The 14,892-nt window shown below is 58.9% G+C and carries 19 protein-coding genes; 14 read left to right on the top strand and 5 right to left on the bottom strand.

Annotated elements, in window-relative coordinates; translation table 11 throughout:
* Window positions 1-3: 3 nt before the first annotated feature.
* From flhB to motA, 5 genes are all read right to left on the bottom strand, one after another.
* Window positions 4-1,086 carry a flagellar biosynthesis protein FlhB gene (flhB, locus tag DOU54_RS20410; protein ID WP_004439997.1) on the bottom strand — a complete coding sequence of 361 codons (1,083 nt, stop codon included), beginning with the start codon at window positions 1,084-1,086 and terminating at the stop codon, window positions 4-6.
* A gap of 126 nt (window positions 1,087-1,212) precedes the next feature.
* Window positions 1,213-2,256, bottom strand: a complete 1,044-nt coding sequence (gene fliG / locus DOU54_RS20415; protein WP_004439994.1) for a flagellar motor switch protein FliG — start codon at window positions 2,254-2,256, stop codon at window positions 1,213-1,215.
* Window positions 2,257-2,283: 27 nt separating this feature from the next.
* Window positions 2,284-2,823, bottom strand: coding sequence for a flagellar motor switch protein FliN (fliN, locus tag DOU54_RS20420; RefSeq protein ID WP_113380929.1), 540 nt, complete (start codon window positions 2,821-2,823; stop codon window positions 2,284-2,286).
* A 64-nt stretch (window positions 2,824-2,887) separates the two neighbouring features.
* A complete protein-coding gene (locus DOU54_RS20425; RefSeq protein WP_022555618.1) occupies window positions 2,888-3,847 on the bottom strand; it encodes a FliM/FliN family flagellar motor switch protein in 960 nt (319 codons plus the stop codon).
* Entirely contained in the window at window positions 3,844-4,716 is an 873-nt protein-coding gene (gene motA, locus DOU54_RS20430; RefSeq protein ID WP_004439982.1) for a flagellar motor stator protein MotA, read from the bottom strand. The genes DOU54_RS20425 and motA overlap by 4 nt, the downstream gene beginning before the upstream one ends.
* Window positions 4,717-4,901: 185 nt before the next feature.
* Between motA and DOU54_RS20435 the strand changes: the two genes are divergently transcribed.
* The 14 genes from DOU54_RS20435 (at window position 4,902) to fliP (ending at window position 14,664) form a co-directional block, all read left to right on the top strand.
* Window positions 4,902-5,681: a DUF1217 domain-containing protein gene (locus DOU54_RS20435; protein WP_045532749.1), complete on the top strand. Its 780-nt coding sequence runs from the start codon at window positions 4,902-4,904 to the stop codon at window positions 5,679-5,681.
* Window position 5,682: 1 nt separating this feature from the next.
* Entirely contained in the window at window positions 5,683-6,417 is a 735-nt protein-coding gene (gene flgF, locus DOU54_RS20440; protein WP_004439975.1) for a flagellar basal-body rod protein FlgF, read from the top strand.
* Between the two features lie 11 nt (window positions 6,418-6,428).
* Window positions 6,429-7,835: a flagellar protein export ATPase FliI gene (fliI, locus tag DOU54_RS20445; RefSeq protein WP_004439972.1), complete on the top strand. Its 1,407-nt coding sequence runs from the start codon at window positions 6,429-6,431 to the stop codon at window positions 7,833-7,835.
* A gap of 41 nt (window positions 7,836-7,876) precedes the next feature.
* Window positions 7,877-8,401, top strand: coding sequence for a hypothetical protein (locus tag DOU54_RS20450; RefSeq protein WP_373969202.1), 525 nt, complete (start codon window positions 7,877-7,879; stop codon window positions 8,399-8,401).
* Window positions 8,402-8,571: 170 nt separating this feature from the next.
* Complete coding sequence (flgB, locus tag DOU54_RS20455; protein ID WP_004439967.1) at window positions 8,572-8,964, top strand: flagellar basal body rod protein FlgB; 393 nt, start codon at window positions 8,572-8,574, stop codon at window positions 8,962-8,964.
* Between the two features lie 3 nt (window positions 8,965-8,967).
* Window positions 8,968-9,387, top strand: a complete 420-nt coding sequence (gene flgC, locus DOU54_RS20460) for a flagellar basal body rod protein FlgC (RefSeq protein ID WP_004439964.1) — start codon at window positions 8,968-8,970, stop codon at window positions 9,385-9,387.
* Window positions 9,384-9,719, top strand: coding sequence for a flagellar hook-basal body complex protein FliE (fliE, locus tag DOU54_RS20465; protein ID WP_022555613.1), 336 nt, complete (start codon window positions 9,384-9,386; stop codon window positions 9,717-9,719). Before flgC ends, fliE begins: the two co-directional genes overlap by 4 nt.
* Before the next feature lie 18 nt (window positions 9,720-9,737).
* A complete protein-coding gene (gene flgG, locus DOU54_RS20470; RefSeq protein WP_003503427.1) occupies window positions 9,738-10,526 on the top strand; it encodes a flagellar basal-body rod protein FlgG in 789 nt (262 codons plus the stop codon).
* Window positions 10,527-10,546: 20 nt separating this feature from the next.
* On the top strand, window positions 10,547-11,035 hold the full coding sequence (flgA, locus tag DOU54_RS20475) for a flagellar basal body P-ring formation chaperone FlgA (protein WP_004439958.1): 489 nt from the start codon (window positions 10,547-10,549) through the stop codon (window positions 11,033-11,035).
* Window positions 11,032-12,153 (top strand): flagellar basal body P-ring protein FlgI, encoded by a 1,122-nt coding sequence (locus tag DOU54_RS20480; RefSeq protein ID WP_113380928.1) that lies wholly within the window; start codon window positions 11,032-11,034, stop codon window positions 12,151-12,153. Before flgA ends, DOU54_RS20480 begins: the two co-directional genes overlap by 4 nt.
* Window positions 12,150-12,686, top strand: a complete 537-nt coding sequence (locus DOU54_RS20485) for a MotE family protein (RefSeq protein WP_004439951.1) — start codon at window positions 12,150-12,152, stop codon at window positions 12,684-12,686. The genes DOU54_RS20480 and DOU54_RS20485 overlap by 4 nt, the downstream gene beginning before the upstream one ends.
* Entirely contained in the window at window positions 12,683-13,402 is a 720-nt protein-coding gene (gene flgH, locus DOU54_RS20490) for a flagellar basal body L-ring protein FlgH (protein ID WP_004439948.1), read from the top strand. The genes DOU54_RS20485 and flgH overlap by 4 nt, the downstream gene beginning before the upstream one ends.
* A gap of 27 nt (window positions 13,403-13,429) precedes the next feature.
* Window positions 13,430-13,930, top strand: a complete 501-nt coding sequence (locus DOU54_RS20495; RefSeq protein WP_006698201.1) for a flagellar basal body-associated FliL family protein — start codon at window positions 13,430-13,432, stop codon at window positions 13,928-13,930.
* Window positions 13,927-14,664, top strand: a complete 738-nt coding sequence (fliP, locus tag DOU54_RS20500; RefSeq protein ID WP_004439940.1) for a flagellar type III secretion system pore protein FliP — start codon at window positions 13,927-13,929, stop codon at window positions 14,662-14,664. Before DOU54_RS20495 ends, fliP begins: the two co-directional genes overlap by 4 nt.
* The last annotated feature ends 228 nt before the right edge of the window (window positions 14,665-14,892 follow it).

A 14,892-nucleotide genomic window follows, 5' to 3' on the forward strand; every position in this document is an offset into this window, starting at 1 on the left:
GTCTTATTGAACCCGTATTTTCGATGACTTCATGGCGTAAACCCGATGAACAAGCTCAGCCACAGCCTTATAAAAGGCTGGTGGAATCACACTATCGATCGAGACTTGCGCAAACATGGAGCGCGCAAGCGGCGGGTCCTCAAAAACGGGGATATTATTTTCTTCCGCAATCTCGCGGATTTTCAATGCGATAAGGTCCTGGCCCTTGGCAACGACAACAGGCGCGTCGCTTTCTTCACGCACGTAACGCAACGCCACCGCAAAGTGTGTCGGGTTGGCGATGACGAGGGTCGCGCGAGGCACGTTGTTGATCATACGGCGGCGGGCACGGTCGCGGGCAATCGATCGCTGACGGGATTTGACAACCGGGTCGCCCTGCGACTGCTTGTATTCTTCCTTCACCTCATGCTTCGTCATTTTCAGCTGGGTGAACCAGTGATGGCGCGTCCATAAAACGTCCACGGCGGCGAGCAATGCGGTCGAAAGCAGGATTACGATCATCATCTTTTTGACGATCTCGACGACCCGGACAAAAATAACCTGCGGATCGGAAAACATCAGATCGATGAGGCTGTAGAACTCGCCGCGCAGAGCGAAGAACATGATGGTCGAGACGATCATGATCTTGAAAACGGACTTTCCGAATTCCACGAAACCCTGCTTGCTATAGATGCGCGTGAAACCCTTGGCGGGCGATACGCGGGACCATTGCGGGCGCACCCGTTCCAGCACCGGCGACGGCAGGTTCTGGAAAAACGAAGAGGCGAGGCCGAAGACGATGAACATGATCATGGCCGGCATGAGCAGATAGGCCATGGACGTGCCGAGGAAGTACAAAAGCGACAGGGCGTCTGGCCTGGTGCTCAGGTCCCATTGTTCGGGCTGGCCGAACAGGTCCTTCAGCGTCTCGCCGATGCGGCTGGCACCGTCGGGCAGAAAGAAAACGAGATAACAGTAAAAGGCCAGTGACGACGCAAAGATCGGCACTTCACGGGAAAAGGGCAGATTGCCCTTTTCCGCCGCATCACGGAGTTTTTTCTCCGTTGGGGCTTCTGTTTTACTGTCCTTGTCCTGATCGTCTGCCAAGGCACGTTCCCGGGATAAAAAAAGGCCCGCCGATCCCGGCAGGCCGTCGTCCCGAAACTAGCGCCGGCGGCTGGCCACCGCAATGGCCGCCTGCAGCAGATGGGCCGGTTATCAACCGGCTTCCACTCAGGCCGCCGCCGATTGTTCTTCCGCGGCAGCGTCCTTCAGCTGGATCTGGCCGGAATTGGCCAGCCGGATCGCCTCCTGCGCAACGGCACGGCGGGCAATCGCCACTTCGCGGGTGTTGATCGAGGCCTGCGGCACCGCAAGGTCCGATTCGATCATGCGGCGCTGGCGCGGACTGATGCTGGAAAGCACACATTCCTTGATTTCCATCGTGGCGCCGCGCAGCGCCATCGTCAGAACATCGGCCGACACATCGTTCAGCAGCATGACGCGGCTGCGCTGCGGCATGAACATGAGGTCGTCGAAGAGGAAGATCTTCGGCTTGACCTTGTTTGCGGCTTCCTTGCTGAGCGTCTCGAGCGAGCTGAGCAACGTATCGACCTGCGGCTTGTCCAGTTCGTTCATCAGGTCGGCAACCTTCGTGGAACCGCCGGCATTGCGCTCGGCTTCGATTTCGTTGATGAGGTTGACCACACGCTTCTCGATGATCTGGGCGGCCGTCGGGCTCACCTCCTTCATGTTCACCGTGCGGTTCATGATATCGGCGCGCTGCTCTTCCGGAATGGTCAAAAGAACCTTGGCACCGAAGGACGAGGGCAGCATGGAGAGAATATAGGCAATGGTCTGCGGATGTTCGCGCAGCAGGAACTTGCCGACGAATTCCGGCTCTGCTTCCTGCAGGCGGTCCCAGATCGATGCTTCATAGGCCTGGAACGCTGCGCGGCGGCCGAGAAGGCTGTCCACTTCTTCAGGGGTCAGACCTTCTTCCAGAATGCTCTCGATTGCCTTGGCATTGTCCATCAGACCCGTTCCTTCGGTGAACAGGTCCTCGAACTCGGCCACGATCTGCGCAAGTTCATCGGGAGGAATGACGCGAAGGGTCTGGGCCGAGGAAATGATCATCTGCAATTCGTGCTGCGTGAAAAACTTCAGCAGCTTGCCGGCGACGCCCTTGCCCATGGCAAGAAGCACCGCGGCCGCCTTGTCGGCCTGAGACAACGGCTTGCCCGCAATTGGGTTACCGAAATCTTCAAAGTCCATCATGGTCTTTCCTCTCCGTCCCCACAGGGATCAGGCTTTCTTCGTACTCAGTACTTCAATCAATTTTACGCCGAAGCGCGTATCGTCGTCTTCCAGAACCGTTATTTCACCGCGCGCAATACGGCGGCCATTCACCATGATCTCGACCGGCTCGCCGATCTTGCGGTCGAGTGCGATCGTCGCGCCCTCCTCCAGGCTCATCAGCCCCGAGACGAGCATTCGGCTGGTGCCGAGAACGATCTGGACATCGATCGGGATATCCATGATCAGGTCGATGTTTTCGGACAGGCCGCTGCCCAGCGGTGCCTTTACGCCCACAACCTGCGGGGCGGCGGCAAAATCGTCCATCGCAAAATCGGCCGCTCCGCCACCGAAGGCGGAAAGGTCGGTATCCGTAGAAACCTCGTCCGTACTTCCGAAATCGCCGAAGTCGCCAAAATCGGAGAGCGAGCCTTCCGCATCCGTCTTGAGGACGCCACGCAGATCGCCGATAGCCTGGTCGAGGTCGCCGCCGTCTTCAAACGACGGCAACGCCGCATCATCGGTCACAGGTGTTTTCTTCGTAGCCATGCGCTTATTATTCCCTTTGAAACTTGCGTCAGCCTGCCCAAACCCAAAAAGGTCGGGCAGGATTTTAACCCATCAAATGTCGTAAGATCTCGTCGTCCGTGCTGACATTGTTCTTGACCCGAACCATGTAGCGGTCGCCTGACTTGCCGAATTCGCAATTATAGAGCTTGGAACCGTTAGCACTGACCTCAACGCCGATATCGTCCTGGTTGAGGGCCTGAAACGGAATGACATCGCCGGCCACCAGCTTCGAAATCGTACGGAGTGTCAGCGTTTCGAGCTTGATGCGCGCCTCAAGCGTGACCTGCGATCTCTTCACCTGTTCCGAGATCATCTCCATCCACTCTTCCTGCTTCTTCAGCGCCTGCGCTGAAGCCTTGGGAGCGACGATGGATGTCTTGAGCAACGGACGCTGCGGTATGATCAGCGAGAATTCCGACGACACTTTGCCAATGTCGATTTTCATGCGGATGTTAACGCCGTAGAGGCCCGCAATCATCTCGTCGAAGGCACTTTTGCCATTGGAATTGAACGGCGGCTCGATAGCCGCTTCAAAACCGCCCGGCGCGTTGACTCCGGAACGGAGCACGCCACCGATACGTCCAAGGACCATGGCAGCCAGATCGAGCTCGATATGGGAAAGACTGCGCTCATCGGGTTCGCCGATGCTGTCCGGTGCTGCACCGAGCATGCGCTCCATGAGCGCGATGACGAAGCCATTACCGACCGTCATCATGAAGTTCGGGCACCAGTTGCGCAGGGAACAATCGGCCACCGCGACATTCTGCCCGACATTGGCGATCAGGTCGGTCATGAGCCCCGATTCGGAGCCGATATATTCGACGTCTATCGCAATGCCGGTCTCGCTGTGAAAAATATCCGGCAGGAATTCGCTGTAGAGGTGGCCGATATCGGAACCGATCTTCGCGATCGTCCTGCGGTCGGAAAGCCCGCCGGTGAGTTTCGCGAGCAAGGCGGTGTCGATGGCGGGAGCTTTTTGCGCTGCAGCTTTTGCCATGGTCATGCCGCCTTGTTCTCGCCGCCGGGATTCATCATCTCCTGCTCGACGGCGTCGATGGACGGCCGCTCGTAGTTGGAGATGGTCTTGCGGCCATATTCAAGCGCAACCTGCGGCACCGAACCGTTCATGTAGGCGATCAGCGTCTGCTTGACGATGATGTAGAGGCGATGCTGCTTGGTGCGGACGATCTTGACCTGCGAGGCGAGCGGATTGCAGATCGAATAGGACAGGATGATACCGAGCATGGTGCCGACCAGCGCGGCGCCGATGAGGCCGCCCAGCACTTCAGGCGATTCATTGATCTTGCCCATCGCCTTGATGACGCCGAGAACCGCTGCGACGATACCGATGGCAGGGAAGGAATCGCCCATCGTGGTGATCGCGTGGTAAGGCTTCAGCTTGTCGTGGAGGATGGTCTCGATTTCTTCATCCATCAGCGCCTCGATTTCGTGGCTGCGGGCATTGCCGATGATGATGAGGCGGACATAGTCACAAATGAACGAGGTCAGTTCCTTGTTCTTCAAAACCGATGGCGCGCTCTGGAAGATCGAGGATTCCTCGGGATTGTCGATATGGGCCTCGATCTCGTTGCGCGATTTCGTGCGCAGGTCTCGCATCAGCGAATAAAGCACGCCGAGCACGTCGAGATAGTTGCGCTCCTTCGGAACCGAGTGCTTGAAGGCCTCGCCGAGCGCCTTGCCAGAATCCTTCACGACCTTCATCGGGTTCGCCATGATGAAGCCGCCGAGACCGGCGCCGCCGATGATCATCAATTCGAACGGCTGAATCAGCACGTCCAGATGACCGCCCATCGCCATGTAGCCGCCGATGATGCAGCCGAAGGTGATTATAAGTCCAATTACAATATTCATTGATCGACCACGCCCGAACAGTGTTCCATGCCGCCATGTCTAAAAAATGTGGCTTGCGTGAACCTGTCCGCAAAGCCTCTCCGCGCTTCAGCCTCCAGCCAGTTTCGCACAAGCAAGCCGCGGCACTATGCCGGCAAAGGCGGACGTGCGCCTTGAGATCGGGATCAAACGAGAGCGGCGGTTCAGTGACTTCCACCTACACCAGCTACAGACTGATCAGTCAGGATATCGGCAAGTCGCTTGAGCGGGTGTCGAAGCAGCCGGACGTGGCGCGTGAGACCGAATATTACCGCGCAAAGATCGGCGACGTGAAATCCATAGACGATTTCATGGCGGATACCCGCCTTTACAATTACGCGCTCAAGGCGCACGGGCTCGAGGATATGGCCTATGCGAAAGCCTTCATCCGCAAGGTCCTGACAGAAGGCACGACCGACAAGAATGCCTTCGCCAACAAGCTTTCTGACAGCCGTTACGCGGATTTCGCGAAATCGCTGAATTTCGCGGATCTGGGTGCGGCGGCGACTTCGGTCGATGCAGCCCAGTCGGGCGTCATTACCAAATACACCCGGCAGACGCTGGAACAGGAAGCGGGCGACGACAATAACGGTGTTCGTCTCGCCCTTTATTTCGAGCGCAAGGCGCCGACGATCAAATCCGGCCTCGACTTTCTGGCCGACGATGCGCTCGCGCAGGTGTTTCGCACGGCCTATAACCTGCCCGACGAATTCGCCGGGGCAGATGTCGAGAAACAGGCCGCCCTCATCGAAAAAACCATCGATGTCAAGGACCTGCAGGATCCTGAAAAGGTCGGCAAGCTGCTCGAGCGTTTCACCATCATGTGGGAAATGCAAAACCCCTCGACGACCTACGATCCCCTCGCCGTCTTCGGCTCCTCCAGCGGCTACGGTATCTCCGCCGACCTGCTGATATCCATCAACTCCCTGAAACTCGGAGGCAAATGATATGCAATCCGGACTATACGTCGCCTTGTCCTCGCAGATCGCGCTGGAGCGTCGTCTTACCACCATTTCCGACAATATGGCGAATGTGAACACGGTCGGCTTCCGCGGTTCCGAAGTGAAATTCGACGAAATGGTCGCCAAGAACCATAATGACATGAATGCCAAGATCGCCTTCGTGTCCCAGGGCAACGACTATCTCTCCACGCGCCAGGGCGCTTTCGAGCAGACCGGCAATTCCTTCGATTTCGCCATCAAGGGCGATGCCTGGTTCTCGCTGGATACGCCCGACGGTCAGATTCTGACCCGTGACGGCCGCTTCACCATGCGGCCTGACGGCGCGCTCATCTCCTCCAGCGGTTACCCGGTCCTCGACGCCGGCGGCGGCCCGATCCAGCTCAATCCGAATGGCGGCCCGATTACCGTGGGTCTTGACGGAGCCATCAGGCAGAACGAAAACATCGTCGCCACGCTTGGCATCTTCCAGGCGGATTTTTCGCAAGGTTTCCTGCGCCACCCCAATAGCGGCGTGAAGCCCGTGGCTCAGCCGGTCCCCGTCGTCAACAATCACGAGGTCGGCGTCGTTCAGGGTTATCTCGAACAGTCGAACGTCAACGGGATTTCCCAGATGACGCAGCTCATCCAGGTCAACCGTGCCTTCGAAAGCATCTCCTCTCTGATGCGCGATACCGAATCGACGTTCGGTGAGGGCATCAAGACGCTTGGTGGCGCGCGCTGAGGAATTGACCAATGACAATGCCGGTATCCATGCTTTCGGCTGAAGCCATCTCACCGAAGCTCGCCCAACTGGCCGGCCTTGCCGGACATTATGCCGATCCGGAATTTTCGGTGGCGCCGGGCGGCCACGTTCGCACCATCGCAGCCGGGCACTATACCGTGTCCGGCCTGTCCCGGCATGTGCGGCTCGGCGAGTTTGTTGCCCATCGCAGCCCGACCGGCATCCATCTCGGCGAAGTGGTGCGCGTTGAGCCGGATATCTGCTACGTGTGCCCTATCGAGCCGGGCGAACCGATCGGCATTCACGATACCGTCATCCGCAAGGGCGCCTTCCGTGTCGCGCCTGATGATAGCTGGTGCGGACGCACCATCAATGCGCTTGGTGAACCTATCGACGGTCAGGGACCGCTTGCCGCTGGCCTTGAACGCCGTTCGATTTCCAACAATGCGCCACCCTCAATGACCCGCAAGAGGGTGGAGACCCCGTTCAAGACCGGGGTGCGGGCAATCGATATTTTTTCGCCGCTGTGTCTCGGCCAGCGCCTTGGCATTTTCGCCGGCTCGGGCGTCGGCAAATCCACGCTGCTGTCCATGCTTGCAAAGGCTGACGCCTTCGACAAGGTGGTGATTGCACTGGTCGGCGAGCGCGGACGTGAAGTGCGCGAATTCATCGAAGACACGATGGGCGAGAACATGAGCAAGTCCATCGCCGTTGTCGCGACAAGCGATGAAAGCCCGATGCTGCGCAAGATGGCGCCGCTTTCCGCCGTCACCATTGCAGAGCATTTCCGCGATCAGGGCGACAATGTCCTCCTCATCATTGACAGCGTGACGCGATTTGCCCATGCGATCCGCGAAGTGGCCGTTGCTTCGGGTGAACCGCCGGTGGCGCGCGGTTACCCCGCCTCCGTCTTCACCGAGCTGCCGCGTCTTCTCGAGCGGGCGGGACCGGGCGCCGAAGGCACGGGCACCATCACCGCCATCGTTTCCATTCTGGTGGATGGAGACAATCATAACGATCCGATCGCCGATTCGACCCGCGGTATTCTCGATGGTCACATTGTGCTCGACCGCAGCCTTGCAGAAGAAGGCCGCTACCCGCCGATCAATCCGCTCGCCTCGATCTCGCGTCTCGCCAAGAAAGCATGGACGCCGGATCAGGAAAAGCTGGTGTCACGCCTCAAGGCGCTGGTGCATCGCTTCGAGGAAACGCGGGATCTTCGCCTCATCGGCGGTTACCGGCCGGGCACCGACCCAGACCTCGACATGGCGGTGAAGCAGGTTCCGATCATCTATGAAACGCTGAAACAGCTGCCGAACGAACCGGCGGCACAGGATGCCTATGCTGACCTTGCGACCGCATTGCGCGGCGGCGCGCAGAACGGCCAGCCGCAGGTAACCCCGAGAATGAGAGGCTGACCGTGAAGAAAAAGCGGAATAACGATAGCTACGATGAAGACGTGCTGCCCAAGCCCGTTTTCTTCACACCCGACCGTATTCTGGCATGGACAGGCATCACGCTAGCCGCTGCAGCGGCCTTCTTCCCCTGGTACGTGTTCTTCAACGAGGAAAAATTCGGCATGAAGGTGGCTGGCGGCGACCGCACCCGCGATCTGCCCCATACCGGCCCGCGGGAAGTCTTCAGTGTTTCTCCGATGGCGATGACCAATCGCAACAAGGAAGACACCCCACCGCCGGCCGAACTGCCCGACATGCTGACGACGGCGACCGTGAACGCAGGCGGCAAGGAAAAACAGAACAATCTCGCAGCCGGGGTCGAGGACCAGCCCTTCCCCGGCCAGACCGCCTTCCGTCTGCTGCATGTCTCCAACGGCCGCGCCCTGATCGAAGACGGTTCGGGCATGTATATGGTGAGGGTCGGCTCGACCCTGCCTGATAATGCGCTGCTGACGAAAATCGAGCAACGCAACGGCGAGTGGTTGATAGAGACATCCTCTGGAAAAACCTATCACCCCGAAAAATAAAAGAATTTTCTTCCGATCAAAAGGCGCGCGGCATCTGCTGGTGCGCCTTTTTTCTTTTTGCAGGCCGCGCATCCATGTGCCTTTTCCCGTCGTCGCACCCCTTCGTCTTCTCCGCAAGTCTGACGCAAGATTAGCCCCGTAGGTTCGGGGCATACGAGATGGAGAAGTCTATGCAACCGATTCAACTGTTCGAACTGGCATCCCGCCAAGCGGAATGGCTGAGCGTGCGGCAGGAAGTCGTGGCGACCAACATCGCCAACGCCAACACACCCAAGTTCCACGCCAAGGATGTCAGCCCATTCGAAGCGGTCATGCAGGCCACCAGCCAGCAGGTCGGCATGGCGAGGACCAACCCTGCCCACTTCGGCGAGAGCACACTCAGCGACAATATCGCGGTGCGCGACAACCCGGTCAACAACGAGATCGGCATGCAGGAATCGGGCAATTCGGTCGCGCTTGCGGAAGAAATGACCAAGACCGGCGAGATCAAGCGGCAGTACGAGCTGAATGCCAATCTCGTCAAATCCTTCCATCGCATGATGCTGATGACGGTTAAGAGGTAAGCCATGGATCCCTTGAGTGCGGCGAGCAAGATCGCCGGCAGCGGCCTGGAAGTGCAGTCCACCCGACTGCGCATCGTGTCTGAAAACATCGCCAATGCCAGATCGACGGGTGACACACCAGGCGCGGACCCCTATCGCCGCAAGACAGTCACCTTCGGTTCGGAACTCGACCGTGTCAGCGGCGTCGAGCGCGTGACGGTGAAAAAGCTCGGCGTCGATCGCGGCGACTTCATCAACGAATACGACCCCGGCAATCCGGCCGCCGACGCAAACGGCATGGTGAAGATGCCCAACGTCAACATTCTGATCGAAATGGCAGACATGCGCGAAGCAAACCGCAGCTACGACGCCAATCTTCAGGTCATCCGCCAGACACGCGACCTCGTCGCCTCCACCATCGACCTTCTGAAGGCATCGCAATGATCGACGGCATCAAACAACTCGGCTCCCTCTCGCTGACGCGCGGCGCCGGCAGCGTTTCCTCGCTCACCGACAATATTTTCGGCAGCGAGAAGACGACACCAGCGCAGCAGACCGGCCAGAGCTTCGCAAGCGTTCTCGGCAATGTTTCCGTTGACGCGATGAACAACCTCAAGAAGGCCGAAGTCGCTTCTTTTGAAGGCATTCAGGGCAAGGCGAATACGCGTGAAGTCGTCGATGCCATGCTTTCGGCCGAGCAGTCGCTGCAAACCGCCATCGCGCTCCGAGACAAGATCGTGTCGGCCTATCTCGACATTACCAAGATGCAGATCTAGCCCAGCAGGAATATTGACATGAGAGCTCTTGCCATCGCTGCCACCGGTATGGACGCCCAGCAGACCAATCTGGAAGTCATCGCCAACAACATCGCCAACATCAACACCACCGGTTACAAGCGCGCGCGGGCGGAGTTCACCGATCTTCTCTATCAGACCGAGCGCATGCAGGGTGTGCCAAACCGCGCCAACCAGGCGATCGTGCCCGAGGGCGCCAATATTGGCCTCGGCGTGCAGACCTCGGCCGTGCGCAACATCCACACCCAGGGCAACCTGATCGAGACCGGCAACAAGCTCGACGTCGCGATCATCGGTCAGGGCTGGTTCCAGATCGAGGCGGCCGATGGTTCGACGCTCTACAGCCGCGCCGGCGCCTTCAACAAGAACGCCGATGGTAATCTCGTGACGGTGGATGGCTATAACGTCATTCCGAATATCAATATCCCGACCGACGCGCAGGACATCACCGTTACCCGCACGGGTCAGGTGACGGCCCGTATCGGCAACGCCGCCGACTTCACCGAGCTTGGCCAGCTGACCATCGCCAACTTCGCCAACGAAGCCGGCCTGAAGCCGCTCGGCGACAACCTCTTCGCCCAGACACCGGCTTCCGGCGACGCCGTCATCGGCGTGCCCGACGATCCGAGCTACGGCTATATCAAGCAATCCTACCTCGAAGGCTCGAACGTCGACGCCGTCAAGGAAATCACCGACCTCATCACGGCGCAGCGCGCCTATGAGATGAATTCCAAGGTCATCACCACCGCTGACGAAATGGCTTCGATTGTCAGCAAGAACCTGAAGTAAGAACGGAAAGGCAGGCGAACATGAGGTTTGGCCGGAAAAATAACAGCTGCAAAAGGGCACTCGCCCGTATGTGCCTGGCGTCTGCCTTTTCAATCGGCGCTTTCGCGCCTGCCTTCTCCCAGGCGCCAATGGCGCTGGTTCCCGTGCGTACCATCTATCCGGGCGAGACGATCACGTCCGAACAGGTGAAGCCTGTGGAGGTGACCAATCCCAATATTTCCGCGGGTTACGCGAGCGACATCAGCGAAGTGGAAGGCATGATCTCCAAGCAGACCCTGCTTCCCGGCCGCACGATCCCCGTTGCCGCCCTGCGCGAACCCTCGCTCGTCACGCGCGGCACCAGCGTCAAGCTCGTCTTCACCATCGGCAATATGACGCTGATGGCTTCGGGAACACCGATGACTGATGGCTCGCTCGGCGAAGTCGTACGGGTACGCAACATCGATTCCGGCGTCATCGTCAACGGCACGGTCATGAAGGACGGAACCATTCAGGTGATGGCGAAATGAGAGTGCTTCGTATCCTGGTCGCGGCCATCCTGTTTTCGGCCCAGCCCTTCCTTTCCGTTCCGGCAGCCCATGCGGATACGTCCCGCATCAAGGATATCGCATCGCTGCAGGCGGGGCGTGACAACCAGCTCATCGGTTACGGTCTCGTGGTCGGCCTGCAGGGCACGGGCGACAGCCTGCGTTCTTCGCCGTTTACCGAGCAATCCATGCGCGCGATGTTGCAGAATCTCGGCATCACCACGCAGGGCGGCCAGTCGAATGCCAAGAACATCGCCGCCGTGATGGTGACGGCCAATCTGCCGCCCTTCGCGAGCCCCGGCAGCCGCGTCGACGTGACGGTGAGCTCGCTCGGCGATGCCTCTTCGCTGCGCGGCGGCAACCTCATCATGACGTCGCTTTCCGGCGCCGACGGGCAGATTTACGCGGTCGCGCAGGGCGCACTGATCGTCAACGGCTTTTCGGCGCAGGGCGATGCGGCAACGCTGACCCAAGGTGTCACCACGTCGGCGCGCGTGCCAAACGGCGCGATCATCGAACGGGAGCTGCCGTCGAAGTTCAAGGATTCGGTCAATCTGGTCCTACAGCTGCGCAACCCCGACTTTTCGACGGCCGTGCGCGTCGCAGACGTCGTCAACGCCTTTGCCCGCGCCCGTTATGGCGATCCGATCGCCGAACCGCGCGATTCGCAGGAAATCGCGGTGCAAAAGCCTCGCGTCGCGGATCTCACCCGGCTGATGGCGGAAATCGAAAACCTGACCGTCGAGACGGATACCCCGGCCAAGGTCGTCATCAACGAACGCACCGGCACGATCGTCATCGGTGCGGATGTGCGGATTTCGCGCGTCGCCGTCAGCTACGGCACGCTGACCGTGCAGGTGACCGAATCACCGCAGGTCATTCAGCCGGCACCCTTCTCGCGTGGCCAAACGGCGGTACAGCCGCAGACGGATATCATGGCCATGCAGGAAGGCAGCAAGGTCGCCATCGTTGAAGGGCCTGACCTTCGCACGCTGGTTGCCGGTCTCAACAGCATCGGGCTCAAGGCGGATGGTATCATCGCCATCCTGCAAGGCATCAAATCCGCCGGCGCCCTTCAGGCGGAGCTTGTGCTGCAATGATGGAACGTCAGACCAAAAATCCGCTTTCGAATGGCCTCGTCCGCTTCGCGGCGGTCGCGTCGCTGCTGTTCCTGCTGCCGGCCGCCGGCGCGGAGAGCCAGCAGAACGTGGTTTCAGAACTCAGCACGCAGGATGAAATCCAGAAATTCTGCACCAACATTGCCGATGCGGCCCGGGATCAGCGTTACCTGATGCAGAAGCAGGAGCTTGAGAAGCTCCAGTCCGACGTGAACGAGCGCATTTCCGTGCTGGAAAACCGCAAGGCTGAATATGAAGACTGGCTGGCGCGCCGCGAACATTTCCTCAACCAGGCCAAAAGCAACCTCGTCGACATCTACAAGACGATGAAGGCGGATGCCGCCGCACCGCAGCTTGAGAAGATGCATGTGGAGATTGCTGCCGCCATCATCATGCAGCTGCCGCCGCGTCAATCCGGCCTCATCCTCAGCGAGATGGACGCGCAGAAAGCTGCCACCGTCGCCGGCATCATGTCGCAGGCAATCGACAAAAACACTTCGAAGGATCCTTCATGAGCACGCGTCGTCTTCCGGCCCTCCTCCTGCCGCTCGCTCTCCTGGCAGGCTGCCAGAACAACCAGACCCTGAAGGAAATCGGTAACGCACCGGCGATGAGCCCGATCGGCAGCGGTCTGCAATTCAGCCAGACACCGCAGATGGGCATGTATCCCAAGCAGCCGAAACACATGGCAAGCGGCTATTCATTGTGGAGCGACAGCCAGGGCGCACTTTTCAAAGACCTGCGCGCGCTGAACATCGGCGACATCCTGACCGTCAACATCCAGATCAACGACAAGGCCGATTTCGACAACGAAACCGAGCGTAACCGCACCAATTCCAGCGGCTTGAACTGGAAGGCAAAAGCCCAGATCCTTGGCTGGACGCCGGACGCGGATTCCAACATCAAATACGGCTCCGACACCGATACCCAGGCCAAGGGCAAGACAAAGCGGTCTGAAAAGCTGACGCTACTCGTGGCCGCCGTCGTGACGGGTATTCTCGAAAACGGCAACCTCATCATCAGCGGCTCGCAGGAAGTGCGCGTGAACCATGAAATCCGCATCCTCAACGTCGGCGGCATCGTGCGGCCGCAGGATGTGGATGCTCAGAACATGATCTCCTACGAGCGCATTGCCGAAGCGCGCATCTCCTACGGCGGTCGCGGCCGTCTGACGGAAGTGCAGCAGCCTCCGGTCGGGCAGCAGGTCGTCGACCTGTTCTCGCCGCTCTGACGCCGCACACGGGGAACGGACTGATCCATGGAAAACGAACAGGCAGAGGGCAAGAAGAAATCCTCCCCTCTGATCATGACCATCGCAGGTGTTGTGATCCTCACCCTACTCGGCGTGGGCGGAGGCTGGCTCGTCGGCGGCATGATCGCACCGAAGATTGCCGCAACCGAGGCCCATGCCACCGCTGCGGCCGGTGGTCATGGCGAGAAGAAGGAAGAGGGTGTCGAGAAAATCGCGGCCGAACCGAACGGTATCGTCCAGCTCGATCCCATCACCACCAATCTCGCCTACCCCTCGACGAACTGGGTGCGGCTGGAGGTGGCGCTGATGTTCAAGGGGCCGGTGGAAGTCGGACTGGCCGAGGATATCCATCAGGATATCATGGCCTATGTCCGCACCGTTTCCCTTCAGCAGCTGGAAGGGCCGCGCGGCTTTCAATATCTTAAGGATGACATTCAGGAACGAGTTGACCTGCGCTCTCAAGGGCGCGTATCCAAGGTCATGTTCCGGACCTTTGTCATCGAATGATTCGATTTCTTGTAACGATCGCCGTCCTCCTCGCTTTGCCGGGCCTTGCCAATGCCCAGCAATTTCCGTCCGATCTGTTCAACACGCAGATAGACGGGTCTGTCGCGGCATGGATCATCCGCACCTTCGGGCTTTTGACGGTTCTTTCCGTCGCGCCCGGCATCCTGATCATGGTCACGAGCTTTCCGCGCTTCGTGATCGCTTTCTCTATCCTGCGCTCCGGCATGGGGCTCGCTTCCACGCCGTCGAACATGATCCTTCTGTCGATGGCGATGTTCATGACCTTCTACGTCATGTCGCCCACCTTCGACAAAGCCTGGACCGATGGCGTGCAACCGCTGTTGCAGAACCAGATCAACGAGCAGCAGGCCGTGCAGCGCATCGCCGAGCCCTTTCGCACCTTCATGAACGCCAATACGCGTGACAAGGATCTGAAGCTGTTCGTGGATATTGCCCGCGAACGCGGCCAGGAAGTGATGACCGACAACGTCGTCGATTATCGAGTGCTGGTTCCGGCCTTCATGCTGTCGGAAATCCGGCGCGGTTTCGAGATCGGTTTCCTTATCATCCTGCCGTTCCTGGTCATTGATCTGATCGTCGCCACCATCACCATGGCCATGGGCATGATGATGCTGCCGCCGACTTCCATCTCCCTGCCCTTCAAGATCCTGTTTTTCGTGCTGATCGACGGCTGGAACCTGCTTGTCGGCAGCCTCGTCAGATCGTTCAACTGACGGGCATCCGTGCCGCATTGACACGCATTAACCCTGTTTCTTAACCCCGCAGCCCCACGGCCGCGGGGTTTTGTCGTTTTAATGCTTTGGTTACCATTTTTGCCAAGCAATAAATAACCATATACCGCAGGAAAGAAGTAACCATTTTAAATAACATTAAAATAACCATAAGTAATTCGTCACAAAAGCGAGCTCCAAAATTAAGAATTGTGCAATTTTTCGCTGGGA

This window comes from Agrobacterium sp. MS2 (assembly GCF_003261015.1).
In the GTDB taxonomy this organism is placed as follows: domain Bacteria; phylum Pseudomonadota; class Alphaproteobacteria; order Rhizobiales; family Rhizobiaceae; genus Agrobacterium; species Agrobacterium pusense.